Origin of the sequence: Agrobacterium sp. ICMP 6402, assembly GCF_009498615.1 — a bacterium.
Taxonomy (GTDB): domain Bacteria; phylum Pseudomonadota; class Alphaproteobacteria; order Rhizobiales; family Rhizobiaceae; genus Agrobacterium; species Agrobacterium burrii.
Genome location: NZ_QSNV01000001.1, coordinates 332,920 through 346,137, shown reverse-complemented (window position 1 = coordinate 346,137; position 13,218 = coordinate 332,920). Strand labels below are relative to the sequence as shown.

The following is a 13,218-nucleotide window of genomic DNA, read 5'->3' as shown; positions in this document are numbered from 1 at the left end:
TCGTTCCAAACGCAACTTTCCGCGCCAACGCGGCTTTTCCCCATATGAAAACAGGCGTATCAATCGCGGCAATAAAGTGCCGTACGGCTGTCATGTTCAAGGGAGAAACAAGATGCGCGTTTCCATCGTCCTCGGTTCGCTTGCCGCCATGCTGGCGCTCACCGCCTGCCAGACGCTGACGCCAGAAGAGCGGCGGGCGCGGGATGAGGCGACGTGCCGGGGTTATGGTTTTCGCACCGGCACCGACCAGATGGCCGGATGCCTTCTCGACCTCGATCTCGACCGCCGTGCGGACAACCGCGCCTGGCAGGCGCAGATGAACCGCGACATGTTCTACCGGCCGGTCGTGGTCGAGCGCCAGATTATCGTCCGACAGAACCCCTGATGGGGATGAAGGCGACGTTGCTTGCCGCCTTGCCTTTATCCGCCTTTGCCGCAAGCGTTGCCTGCGCGGCGGCGAGGCGGGCGATGGGCACGCGGAAGGGCGAGCAGGACACGTAATCGAGATCCGCATCCTCGCAGAAATGGATCGAGGCCGGATCGCCGCCATGTTCGCCGCAAATGCCGAGCTTCAGTTCCGGCCGCGTCTGGCGGCCGCGCTCGGCGGCGATACGGATCAACTCCCCCACACCGTCGAAATCGAGCGAAATGAACGGGTCACGTTCGATGATGCCCTTGCGCTGATAGGTGTTGATGAAGCGCGCCGCATCGTCGCGGGAAATGCCGAAGGTCGTCTGCGTCAAATCGTTGGTGCCGAAGGAGAAGAACTCCGCGGCTTCCGCAATCACATGGGCACGAAGGGCCGCACGCGGCAGCTCGATCATGGTGCCGGTCAGATATTCGAGTTCCATGCCGGTCTCTTCCGCCACGGCGGCAGCGACGCGATCGATAACCTCGGTGACATAATCCAGCTCTGAGCGCAGGCCGACCAGCGGCACCATGATCTCAGGCACAACAGGCGCGCCGGTGATACGCGCGGCCTCAACGGCGGCTTCGAAAATGGCGCGCGCCTGCATTTCAGCGATCTCCGGATAGGAAATCGCCAGCCGGCAGCCGCGATGGCCGAGCATGGGGTTAAATTCGTGCAGCGCATCCAGCCGCTGGCGGAAAACGGTCTGCGGCATGCCCATGGCGGCCGCCACCTCGACGATCTCGCCATCGGTCTTCGGCAGGAATTCATGCAGCGGCGGATCGAGCAGGCGGATCGTCACCGGCAGGCCGTGCATGATCTGGAACAGTTCGGTGAAATCCGAGCGCTGCATCGGCAAAAGCTGGTCGAGCGCCGCCCGCCTGCCCTTTTCGCTTTCGGCAAGGATCATTTCGCGCATCACATGGATGCGATCGCCTTCGAAGAACATATGTTCGGTGCGGCACAGGCCAATGCCTTCGGCACCGAAGGCGCGGGCGGCGCGGGCGTCGGCAGGGGTGTCTGCATTGGTACGTACCGTCATGCGGCGCAGATTGTCAGCCCAGATCATCAGCTTACCGAAATCGCCTGACAGTTCCGGTTGCGTCATCGGCACTTCGCCCTTCAGCACCCGGCCGGAAGAGCCATCGATGGTGATGATATCGCCGCGCTTGAGCATGCAGCCGACGCCGATCAGCACCTTGTTGCGCATATCGACACGCATGGAACCGGCACCGGTGACGCAGGGGATGCCCATGCCGCGCGCCACCACGGCGGCGTGGCTGGTCATGCCGCCGCGCGTGGTCAGAATACCTTCGGCGGCATGCATGCCATGAATATCTTCCGGGCTGGTTTCGATGCGCACCAGAATGACGCGGCGGCCTTCAGCTTCTGCCGCAACAGCCTCTTCCGAGGTGAAGACAATCTCGCCGGTCGCCGCGCCCGGAGAGGCCGGCAGGCCGGAACCGATGATGGGGCGGGAAATGCCCGGATCAATTGTCGGGTGCAACAGCTGGTCGAGCGAGGACGGCTCGATGCGGCAAACGGCCTCCTCCTGCGAAATCAGCCCTGCTTCCACCATATCGACGGCGATCTTCATGGCGGCGCGGGTGGTGCGCTTGCCGGAACGGGTCTGCAGCATCCAGAGCGTGCCGCGCTCGATGGTGAATTCCAGATCCTGCATGTCGCGATAATGGTTTTCCAGCCGCTTGCAGATGGCCAGGAATTCAACGAACGCCTCCGGCATCAGCTTTTCCATGGAGGGCTTGTCGGAACCCGACGCCAGCCGCGCGGCCTCGGTGATCGACTGTGGCGTGCGGATGCCCGCGACCACGTCTTCACCCTGCGCATTGACGAGGAATTCGCCGTAAAGCTCCGCCTCGCCGGTGGAAGGATTGCGGGTGAAGGCGACGCCGGTTGCCGATGACGAGCCGAGATTGCCGAAGACCATGGCCTGAACGTTGACCGCCGTACCCCAATCACCCGGAATATTGTGCAGATGCCGATAAGTAACGGCGCGGTGGTTGGTCCAGCTGGCGAAGACCGCGCCGATGGCGCCCCAGAGCTGGACGTGACAGTCCTGCGGGAAGGCTTCGCCCAGCTCATCCTCGATCAGCTTTTTATAAAGCTGGACGACGTGCTGCCATTCGACCGCCGACATATCGGTATCATATTCATGGCCGAGCCGGCCTTTTTCATCCTCGAGAATTTCCTCGAACAATTCATGATCGAGGCCCATGACGACATCGGCATACATCTGGATGAAGCGGCGGTAGCTGTCCCAGGCAAAACGGGCGTCGCCGGCATCGTGGCCCAGCGCCTCGACCGTGCGGTCATTGAGACCGAGATTGAGAACGGTGTCCATCATGCCGGGCATGGAGGCGCGCGCGCCGGAGCGGACGGAGAGAAGCAGCGGCGACTGGCTGCCGCCGAAAGTCTTTCCGGTCACGCTTTCCATGCCGTGCAGGCCAGCCATGACCTGTAACTTCAGGTCTTCTGGAAGATCACGGCCGTTCTTATGATAGAGGGCGCAGGCATCTGTAATGATGGTAAGGCCGGGGGGGACGGGTAGGCCGAGACTTGCCATTTCGGCAAGGTTCGCGCCCTTGCCGCCCAATATTGCAACGTCACCTGCCCTGCCTTCGGCGACACCATTGCCGAAGGTATAAACCCATTTTTTCATTCCACGCTCTCCACCCAGAAGCGTTGTCATTTTTCTATCATCTACAGCATTGCCAGCATGTTGGAAACGCCGCAACGTGCAGTTTACATCGCAGTGCAGCATAATTGCGGCGAATTGCGCGCCAGAATTGCCGCAAACACAAAATAACAGCAGGACTGACGCATTCGTGTAGTGCGCAGAAACGGAGTGTTCCCTAAGCCATTACAATCGCCGACAAAGAGATTATTCATGCAATTTACTCGCCGCCATACGTTGAAATTTGCCGGAATTTCTTGCGCCGCCACGGCGCTGGCCGGTGCGCTCAAGGCCGAGGGCGGCACGCCCGCCGCAAATGCCGCAACCGCCCTGCCCTTTGCCCTCACGACACCCATGCATATCGGCCAAGCAGCACTTCGCGTGCGCGATCTTGATCCGATGATCGATTATTACCGTTCGGTGCTTGGCATGAACGAGGTGGGACGCACGGCCAGAGGCGTGACGCTTGGCGTCGGCACCGTGCCGCTGCTCGATCTCGTGCACAAACCGGCAGCCGATTACGAAAGCCCCACCTCCGCCGGCCTGTTCCACATCGCCTATCTGATGCCCTCCCGCAAGGATCTTGCCCGCTGGCTGGTGCATGCGGCGCTCCGGCAGGTGCCGCTTTCGGGTTTTGCCGACCATAATGTCAGCGAAGCGGTCTATCTCAACGATCCCGAGGGCAACGGTATCGAGGTTTACAGCGACCGCCCGCAGGACGCATGGGTCTGGAGCGGCCGGGTGGTGAAAATGGGCACCGAACCGCTTGATGTCGATAATCTAGTGGCGCTGACCGACACCAAAACCGACCATTATGAGGTCGCACCGGCGGGAATGCGCATCGGCCATATTCACCTGCGGGTCGGCGAAATCGCCACCGCCCGTGGCTTTTATGAAACCGCCGTCGGCCTGCAACCGACGCAGGATGCGCGTTCGGACGCATCGTTCCTCTCCTCCGGCGGCTATCACCATCATCTGGCGGTGAATACATGGAACAGCCGGGGGGCGAAGGAACGCAACGCCACAGAGACCGGCCTCGACTGGTTTTCACTCACTGTCCGAAATCCCGACGATCTCGAAGCGCAGAAGACCCGGCTGCGGGCCGCCGCTTATGTGCTGGTGGAGATGGAGAACGATGTGGTGGAAGCGATTGATCCGTGGGGCACGCGGCTGCGGCTGGTGCCGGCTTGAGTGAGCACAGAAACACGCACACTGCGTGATTGACAGTTGCGGCAAGTGACGCGTTTACCAGAATTCGTAGCACCCCTCCTCTCGTCATTCCGGCCTTGAGCCGGAATCCAGTCGGCACGCGTCTGCGCGACAGGAAGGGTTCCTTTCAGCCCAATGACTTGGGCTGGCTGGATACCGGCTCGAGGCCGGCATGACGGAGGAGGTTTGCTCCCCGGAAACGACTACCAGCCAGATCGCCGCATCAAACTATGAAGCCAATTAAAAGAAAGCCTTGCGAGGCCACGGCAGCGGCCTCGCAAGGCATTCCATCCGGTACAGGAAACCGGATGGTGGGGTCTGGTGAGAGCCCTTGGTTGTTTCATAAAACATAGCAAAATGCCGCGCATTGTCGCTCACCCGAATGGGTGATACGGCAAGATAAATTCACATTGAGCAAAAGTCGGGACTGATCCCCGGAAAAGCCGCCTCAGACGGCTTCGCGCAACTGTTCGGCGGTCTGCAAATCGACCGATACCAGTTGCGACACGCCCTGTTCGGCCATGGTGACGCCGAATAGGCGGTTCATGCGCGCCATGGTGATGGGATTGTGGGTGATGATGACGAAACGCGTCTCCGTCGAGGCCACCATCTCGTCCATCAGGTTGCAGTAGCGCTCGACATTGTGGTCGTCGAGCGGCGCATCCACCTCGTCCAGCACGCAGATCGGTGCTGGATTGGTGAGGAAGACCGCGAAAATCAGCGCCATGGCCGTCAGCGCCTGCTCGCCGCCCGAAAGCAGCGTCATGGTCTGCGGTTTCTTGCCCGGAGGACGTGCGAGAATTTCCAGCCCCGCCTCCAGCGGATCGTCGGATTCGATCAGCTGCAATTCCGCCGTGCCGCCGCCGAAAAGATGGGTGAACAGCCGCTGGAACTGCGAATTAACCACATCGAAGGCGGCAATCAGCCGCTCGCGGCCTTCGCGGTTGAGGCTCTGGATGCCGGCGCGCAGTTTCCGCACGGCGTCAATGATGTCGTCGCGTTCCTTGATCAGCGCCGCAAGCTTGGCGGAAAGCTCGGCCTGCTCCTCCTCGGCGCGCAGATTGACCGCGCCAAGCCTCTCGCGCTCGATCTTCAAGCGGTCGAGATCGCGCTCGACATCGCGGATATCGGGCTTCGGCTGGTCAGGCCCAAGGCCGGTCAGGCGCAGCGCCATATGCGGCTCGGTATTCAGCGTCTCACGGATGCGATGTTCGGTTTCCTGCCGTTTTTCGCGGGCCGACACCAGTCGCTCTTCGGCACGGCCGCGCTTTTCGCGGGCTTCGGCCAGTTCGGAAAGCGCCGTGGTGGCGGTGCGGTCGGCGGCGCGTTGCAGGTTTTCCGCCTCGGCCAGCCGGTCGGCGGCTTCCCGGCGGGCGTCTTCGGTTTTTTGAAGCTCGTTGAGAAGATTGCGGCGTTTCTCATCGAATTCCTCCGGCGCTATGTCCAGCTCGGCGATTTCCTCACGCGCCTCTTCCTCGCGTTCGCGCAGGGTGGCTATATGATCGGCCGCACTGGCCGCCCGCGATGCCCAGGTAGCACGCTCCTGCGCAATCGCTTGTAGCCGGCGCTGGCGAGCTTCCGCCTCACGGCTTACGCCCTCGTGGCGGGCGCGCGCTTCCGCCAGCAGGCCACGGTCGGTGGCGACTTCCAGCTGGCTTTCGCGCAGCTTGAGATCGAGCACGGAAAGATCGGGGGCATCCTCGATTTCGATGCGGGCGTTCTCTTCCTGCACCGTGATCTCATCGATCTGCGCGCCGATCTGGTTCAGCGCCTCGGAGACGATATCGCGGCGGCGCAGCAGATCGCCCGATGCCCGTTCGGCAGCCGTCAGCGCCTCACGCGCTTCGGCGAGATGGCGTGTCGCCAGCCGGTTTCTGTCACGCACCTCCGAAAGCCGCATTTCGGCGCTTCGGATGTCTTCGGTTCTGATGGCGAGCTGTTCTTCGGCCTCTTCGAGGCCATAACGGGCCTCATCCAGTTCGGTCTCGATTTCCGCAAGGCGATTTTTCTGCGCCAGACGCAGGGCGGCGGCTCCCGGTGCATCGGCGCTGGCGATATGGCCGTCCCAGCGAAACAGCGCGCCCTCGCGCGTCACCAGCCGCTGGCCGGGTTTCAGCTGTGGCATCAGGCGCAGAGCCTCCGCGGTGTCGGCAACGACGCCGATCTGGACGAGCGAGCGCCGCAGCGCATTCGGCGCCTGCGCGTAGTCCAGAAGTGGTTTCACACCCGGCGGCAGGGCGGGATCGCCCGCGCCATCGCCATTGCCGGCCCAATAGGCCGGGGCGGCGGGGTCGAGCGAGCTTTCGAGATCGTCACCAAGGGCCGCCCCCAGCGCCGCTTCAAACCCGCGCTCCACCGTCATCTCCTCAGCCACCGGTGTGAAGCTGCCATTGGCAGCCGCACTGGAAGCGAGGATTTTGGTGATGGTGCGCGCTTCGGTTTCCAGCGCGTTCAGACGGTTTCTGGCCGTTTCCAGCGGTCCGCGCGCCAGTGCTTCGGCGGAACGCGCCGCAGCGACGGCGGCTTCCGCCTCCTCCGCCACGATCAGCGCATCCTCAACCGCGATCTCGGCTGCCTCGACCGCTTCGCGGCGCTCCGAAGGATCGGGAAGGCCGGCGAGTTTTTCATCGACAGCATCGATCTCGGACGATGCTTCCTGCGACTGGCGTTCCAGCCGCAGCTTGCGATCAGAAAGATCGCGGATCGTCTTTTCCAATTGCTGACGGGAGGCGGCGGCCTGCGCGCGCTCGGCGGTGATGGCGGTGAAAACGGCTTCGCTCTCGGTGAGTTTGACGGCCGCAGCCTCGAAGGCCTCCCGCAGTTCTTCACCGTGACGGCCCTGATCCGACAGGATTTCGAGAAGGTCGGCCTCTTCTTCATCGAGCCGGGCAAGGATCTGGGCATTATCCGAGACAAGCCGTTCCTCGCGAACGATATCCTCGCCAAGCTGCGACAGACGACGGGCAAGCTCGTCGCGACGGCGCAGCAGGCGGTTTGCCTCGTCATCCAGCTGGGTGCGGGCGATTTGCAGGCGTTGCAGGGCGGCGGCGACACGGGCCTCGTCCTCGCGCAGCTCCGGCAGCTTCAGGCTGGCGATACCCTGCTGTTTTGCCGCTTCCATCTGCGCTTGCGCCTTTTCGGCGACGATGTTGGTGGCCTGATTGAGCGCGCTTTCCCCTTCGCCTTCCGCCTCCTTCGCCTCCACCCAGCGAATGTGCAGAAGCGTCGCTTCGCGGGAACGGATATCCGCCGACAGCATCTTGAAACGGTTCGCCTGCCGCGCCTGGCGTTTCAGGCTTTCAATCTGGCTTTCCAGCTGCGAGGTTACGTCCTCCAGCCGCTCCAGATTGGTCTCGGCGGCGCGCAGGCGAAGCTCCGCCTCGTGGCGGCGGGAATGCAGGCCGGAAATGCCGGCCGCCTCTTCCAGCAGCTGGCGGCGGGCCTGCGGCTTGGCATTGATGAGTTCGCCGATGCGGCCCTGCCCCACCATCGAGGGCGAGCGTGCGCCGGTGGAGGCATCCGCAAACAGCAGCTGCACATCCTTGGCGCGGGCTTCCTTGCCGTTGATGCGGTAGACCGAGCCGTTTTCGCGCTCGATGCGGCGCGTCACCTGAATTTCATCGGCATCGTTGAAGGCGGCGGGGGCGGTGCGGTCGGAGTTGTCGAGGTAGAGACCAACTTCGGCGGTGTTGCGGGCCGGGCGATTGCCGGAACCGGAGAAGATGACGTCATCCATGCCGGATGCGCGCATGTTCTTGTAGGAATTTTCGCCCATCACCCAGCGCAGCGCTTCGACCAGATTGGACTTGCCGCAGCCGTTAGGGCCGACGACGCCGGTCAAGCCCGGCTCAATGATGAATTCCGATGGTTCGACGAAGGATTTAAAACCGACGACGCGCAGCTTGTTGAACTTCATGCCGCCATGCTCCGCCTAAACACACGGCAATAAAAAACGGGCGAGCGGAGATATCCGCCGCCCGTCTCTTTCGGGGTTCGGCGATCAGAGCAGCTTGTCGATGACAGCCGACATGGTTTCAACCGACATGTCTCCTGCGTATTTCTTGCCGTTGATGATGAAAGTCGGCGTGGAGTTGATGCCGAATTCCGTCGCACCGCGTTGCATGGTTGCGTTCACATCATCCAGAAGTTTCTGGTTCGTCAAGCAGGCCTCGAAAGACTCCTGTGAGAAACCGGCCATTTTAGACAATTGCAGCAGAGCGCCGCGGGCATCCTGCGCCGTGGCCCAGCCCTGCTGCTGCTTGAACAGCATGGAAACGAACGGGAAATACTGGCCTTCCGGTGCGCAACGCGCCAGCATGAAGGCGGCAGCGGCACGCGGATCGAACGGGAATTCGCGCAGCACGAAATAGACCTTGCCGGTATCGATGTATTTCTTCTTGATCTCGTCGAAGGTCTTGTTGTGGAAATTGGCGCAATGCGGGCAGGTCATCGACATATATTCGACGATCTTGACGGGCGCGTTGGCATCACCGAGCGCTGCTTCCGGCAGCGGGCCGGGCTTCATCACCGCAGCCATATCCACATCACCGGTGGACTGGGGCAATTCCTGCGCTTCGGCGATGCCCGGCGCAAAGGCAAACGGCAGGGCTGCGGCAACGGCGGCAAGGGCAACACCGCCAAGCAGGCTGCGACGGGAAATAGTCAGTTCGGGAAAATGCATGAAAGCACCTGTTGGTAATAGACTCTATTGTCTGTTGATTCCGATATAGCGACGGCCTGTTCATCACAAGCGGGGTTTTGAACTCTTCCTGTCAAAGAATTGTGACCAGTCAAGGACGGCACCTCTTTCATCAAATCGTCTTGCGCCCCGGCTTCCTCTGCAAAACCGCCGTGCCAAGTCTTTCCACCGCCTTGCGCAGCGCCTCACTCTCGATGCCTTGCATCATGTCATCGAGACGTTTTGCCGCATCGCCGCGCAGCGGCGGCGGTTTTCTTTTGCGGGCAATGGTTTGGGAAACCGGCTTCTGCACGATCCTGATCTGGCGCACCGCCGGAAAGCCGAAAAAGCCGTTGATGCGGGCGATGAGTTCGCCCTGTGCGTGGGTGAGAAACAGGGCGCGTGCGCCTTCGCAGGCAATCGTCAGCACACCCGGCTGATAGCCACCGCGATCCGGCCCCTCGTCGCGGCGCGGCCACGTGATCTTTTCCGGGCGGGTGCAATCGGCAAAGTCGTCACCTGCGATCTCGTCCCATGAGCCGAGCAGCGCCGTGTTGATGCCGGCGCGTTTCGACAGCACCGGATCCATGATGCCATTGGCGACTTCGGCGATCTGTACCACGCCCTTCTTGTATCCGACGCCCTTCTGGGGATAACGCATGTTTCACTCGCGATTTTTGACCGCACCATCGGGGTGTTCTTGATCGGCCGGTCCTGATGTCCCAACTATAGGCCGAATCCAACGGAAACGGCAAACCATGCTCCAGAAAACCGCCCCGCCGTCTCACGCGCAGATGCTGCTGGCATGGTACGACCGCCACCATCGCGAGTTGCCGTGGCGCACCTCCCCGGCCATGGCCGCGCGGGGACAACGTGCCGATCCCTATCACGTCTGGCTGTCGGAAGTCATGCTGCAGCAGACGACGGTGCAGGCGGTAAAACCCTATTTTCTGAAGTTTCTCGCCGCCTGGCCAACCGTCAGCGATCTGGCGGCGGCACCGGTTGAGGATGTGATGGCCGCATGGGCGGGGCTTGGATATTATGCCCGCGCCCGCAACCTTAAAAAATGCGCGGAAGCCGTGGCGAAAGAGCATGGCGGCGTCTTTCCGGATACCGAAGAGGGCCTGAAAAAGCTGCCCGGCATCGGCGATTACACCTCTGCCGCCGTGGCGGCAATCGCGTTTAACCGGCAGGCGGCTGTCATGGACGGCAATGTCGAGCGCGTCATCTCCCGCCTGTTTGCCATCGATGCCCCCCTGCCCGGCTCCAAACCCGCCATGAAGGCAAAGGTGGCGGCACTCACCCCTGCCGACCGGCCCGGCGATTTTGCCCAGGCGATGATGGATCTCGGCGCGACGATCTGCACGCCGAAACGGCCGGCCTGTGCGCTCTGTCCGTTCAATGGCCAGTGTCTGGCGCTTGCCCATGACGAGCCGGAGCGTTTTCCAGTCAAGCCTGCGAAAAAGGCAAAGCCGGTGCGGCTTGGGGCCGCCTTCGTGGCGGTGAATACGAGCGGCGAAATCCTGCTACGGCGGCGCATCGACAGCGGGCTTCTCGGCGGCATGACCGAGGTGCCGACAACGGCATGGACCGCCCGCGTGGATGGCGGCACGGAGACGAACCACGCGCCCTTTTCCGCCGGCTGGCAGGCGGCGGGCGTGATCGTGCATGTCTTCACCCATTTCGAGCTGCGGCTCACCGTCTATCGCGTGCAGGTGCCGGATAGCCTCAAAACAGGGGCGGATGACGGATGGTGGGAGCCGGTTACAAATCTTGACGCGCAGGCGCTGCCAACGGTGATGAAAAAAGTCATCGCGCAGGCTATTCCATCCGCATTCGATGAACGCAGGAAATTTCGATGACCAAGATTGAGCATATCGTATTCGACATCGGCAAAGTGCTGATCCACTACGATCCGCATCTCCCCTACAGCCGTCTCATTCCCGATGCCGACGAGCGCCAATGGTTCTTCGACAATGTCTGCACCCACGACTGGAACCTCGAACAGGATCGCGGTCGCCGCTGGGAGGATGCCGAAGCGCTGTTGCTGGAGCAGTTTCCCGAACGGGAAGAACATATTCGCGCCTTCCGCAAATTCTGGCACGAGATGGTCTCGCATTCCTATGATGACAGCGTCGCGATCATGGTTGGCCTGATCGACAGTGGCCACGACGTGACGATGCTCACCAATTTCGCCTCCGATACGTTTCGTGAGGCGCAGAAGATGTTTCCCTTCCTGACTTTGCCGCGCGGCGTGACGGTTTCGGGCGATGTGAAGCTGCTGAAACCTGACGTGGCGATCTACGATCTGCACGCCAAGGAATTCGGCCTCAATCCCGCTGCCAGCATCTTCATCGACGATACGCTGGCGAATGTGGAAGGCGCAAAGCAAGCCGGCTGGCAGGCGCTGCATTTCACCGGCGCGGAAAAGCTGCGGCAGGATCTGCGGGCCTATGGGGTGGATGCCTGAAAATGACAGAACGGGCAGCTCCTATGGAGTTGCCCGTTCCCTGAGATTTTACCGGAAAACCGGCGTTCAGCCCTGTGCGAAGGGCACGGCGACATAGGTCTGCGAATCGCCACGCTGGATGAGCAGCAGAACGGATTTGCGACCGGCCTTGCCGGCCTGCGCAATGGCCGCCTTGGCGTCAGCAGCCGATTTCACCGCGGTCTGATTGACTGAAACGATCACATCTCCCGCCTGCAAACCGGCCTCGGCGGCGGGTTTGGAGGGTGTCACGCTTTCGACGATCGTACCCTTCTCATCCTGCGGGAGATTGAGGGATTCACGGATCGCCGGGGTGATATCGGCCAGTCCGATACCGATCATCGGCAGGGCTTGCGATGAGGTGTCGCCCTTTTGCTGGCCATTGTCAGGGGATGCCTGTGCGCTCTGGCCATCATTGCCACCCACGGTGAGAAGCAAGTCTTTCGTCTCGCCCTGGCGCCAGACTGTAACGTGTTCCTTCTGACCCGGCGACAGATCGGCGACCATGCGCGACAGGTCGCGCGGGGACTTGATCGCCTGGCCGCCGAGCGCGGTAATCACGTCACCGGTCTTGATGCCGGCGCGGCCTGCGGGCGTGCTCGCTTCCACCTTGGCGACCAGCGCACCTTCCGGCGTGGCAAGGCCGATGGCGTTGGCCACGTCAGGCGTCACCGGCTGTATCTGGACGCCAATGAAGCCGTGGTGGATCGACCCATCCTTCATGAGGCGGACGACGACATTCTGCGCCTGATCGGAAGGAATGGCGAAACCGACACCGACGCTGCCGCCATTCGGTGAATAGATCGCCGTGTTGATGCCGACGACCTTGCCTTCGACATCGACCAGCGGACCGCCGGAATTGCCGTGATTGATCGGCGCGTCGATCTGGATAAAATCGTCATAGGGTCCGCTGTGTAGATCGCGACCACGGGCCGAGACGATGCCGGCCGTGACCGTGGTGCCGATGCCGAACGGATTGCCGATTGCCAATATCTGATCGCCGGCCTTCAGCCTGTCGGAATCCCCCCAGGAAATCACCGCCAGCGGCTTGGAAGCGGTGATCTTGAGGACGGCCAGATCCGATTTCGGATCGGCGCCGACAAGCGTGGCGGGAAGTTCCGTGCCGTCATCCAGCGTCACCTTGATGGAGGTGGCATTGTCGATGACGTGATTGTTGGTGACGATATAGCCGTCCGGCGAGATGATGAAGCCGGAACCCAGCGCTTCCGCGATCTGGGGTTGACGCTGCTGCGGCTGCTGTTGCGGCAGGGGAATGCCCTGCTCGCCGAAGAACTGCCGAAACTGCTGGTCAAACGGCGTGGTGTCATCGGTCGCCTGTTCCTGCGTTTTCATTTCGGTGGTGACGGTCACCACCGCCGGCTTGTCGGCGGTAACGATCCCGGCGAAGGAACCGCCTGACGTCACCGGACCGGGAACGGCCGATAATCCGGCCTGGGCAAAAGCGGGGGTGTTATGCAGAAAGACGGGCGTCACAAGCGGTGCGGCGACAAAGGCTGCGCCAAGCAAAGCTGCAATGCGATATCTGCGTAGAATGCCGGACATGACGTTTCTCCTTTCAAGGACATGCTCAAGGCCTCAGCCATCGGGGAGCAGGCTTGCCCGCACCCCATGCATCCGGCCGGGCACATGGTTTTTTGAGTTTTCGATCGTTTCTTTCGAAATCCGCGCAACCCCGAACGGGGTGATATTCCTGAAGGCCGGAGGGCGGGTCGCAGCGT

The 13,218-nt window shown here is 61.8% G+C and carries 9 protein-coding genes; 4 read left to right on the top strand and 5 right to left on the bottom strand.

Annotated features, from left to right (window positions below):
- Window positions 1–112 precede the first annotated feature (112 nt).
- The gene (locus tag DXT96_RS01675) at window positions 113–385 is read left to right on the top strand and encodes a hypothetical protein (protein WP_149898760.1); all 273 of its coding nucleotides are present in this window, start codon (window positions 113–115) and stop codon (window positions 383–385) included.
- Here DXT96_RS01675 and ppdK read toward each other — a convergent pair.
- The gene (gene ppdK / locus DXT96_RS01670) at window positions 363–3,089 is read right to left on the bottom strand and encodes a pyruvate, phosphate dikinase (RefSeq protein ID WP_153513320.1); all 2,727 of its coding nucleotides are present in this window, start codon (window positions 3,087–3,089) and stop codon (window positions 363–365) included. The genes DXT96_RS01675 and ppdK overlap by 23 nt on opposite strands.
- Before the next feature lie 228 nt (window positions 3,090–3,317).
- Here ppdK and DXT96_RS01665 point away from each other — a divergent pair, with 228 nt between their 5' ends.
- Entirely contained in the window at window positions 3,318–4,295 is a 978-nt protein-coding gene (locus DXT96_RS01665) for a VOC family protein (RefSeq protein WP_149898758.1), read from the top strand.
- A gap of 466 nt (window positions 4,296–4,761) precedes the next feature.
- Here the strand turns inward: DXT96_RS01665 and DXT96_RS01660 are convergent, their stop codons facing one another.
- The 3 genes from DXT96_RS01660 to DXT96_RS01650 form a co-directional block, all read right to left on the bottom strand.
- Window positions 4,762–8,229 (bottom strand): chromosome segregation SMC family protein, encoded by a 3,468-nt coding sequence (locus tag DXT96_RS01660; RefSeq protein ID WP_153513319.1) that lies wholly within the window; start codon window positions 8,227–8,229, stop codon window positions 4,762–4,764.
- Window positions 8,230–8,313: 84 nt separating this feature from the next.
- Window positions 8,314–8,994 (bottom strand): DsbA family protein, encoded by a 681-nt coding sequence (locus tag DXT96_RS01655; RefSeq protein ID WP_149898756.1) that lies wholly within the window; start codon window positions 8,992–8,994, stop codon window positions 8,314–8,316.
- Window positions 8,995–9,124: 130 nt separating this feature from the next.
- Window positions 9,125–9,652: a DUF721 domain-containing protein gene (locus DXT96_RS01650; protein WP_153513318.1), complete on the bottom strand. Its 528-nt coding sequence runs from the start codon at window positions 9,650–9,652 to the stop codon at window positions 9,125–9,127.
- 97 nt (window positions 9,653–9,749) lie between these two features.
- On the opposite strand from DXT96_RS01650, the gene mutY reads away from it, so the two are divergent.
- Both mutY and DXT96_RS01640 read left to right on the top strand, forming a co-directional pair.
- Complete coding sequence (mutY, locus tag DXT96_RS01645; RefSeq protein ID WP_153513317.1) at window positions 9,750–10,853, top strand: A/G-specific adenine glycosylase; 1,104 nt, start codon at window positions 9,750–9,752, stop codon at window positions 10,851–10,853.
- Window positions 10,850–11,461 carry an HAD family phosphatase gene (locus DXT96_RS01640; RefSeq protein WP_153513316.1) on the top strand — a complete coding sequence of 204 codons (612 nt, stop codon included), beginning with the start codon at window positions 10,850–10,852 and terminating at the stop codon, window positions 11,459–11,461. The genes mutY and DXT96_RS01640 overlap by 4 nt, the downstream gene beginning before the upstream one ends.
- Before the next feature lie 66 nt (window positions 11,462–11,527).
- On the opposite strand, the gene DXT96_RS01635 is transcribed toward DXT96_RS01640, so the two are convergent.
- A complete protein-coding gene (locus DXT96_RS01635; protein ID WP_153513315.1) occupies window positions 11,528–13,042 on the bottom strand; it encodes a DegQ family serine endoprotease in 1,515 nt (504 codons plus the stop codon).
- Between the last annotated feature and the right edge of the window lie 176 nt (window positions 13,043–13,218).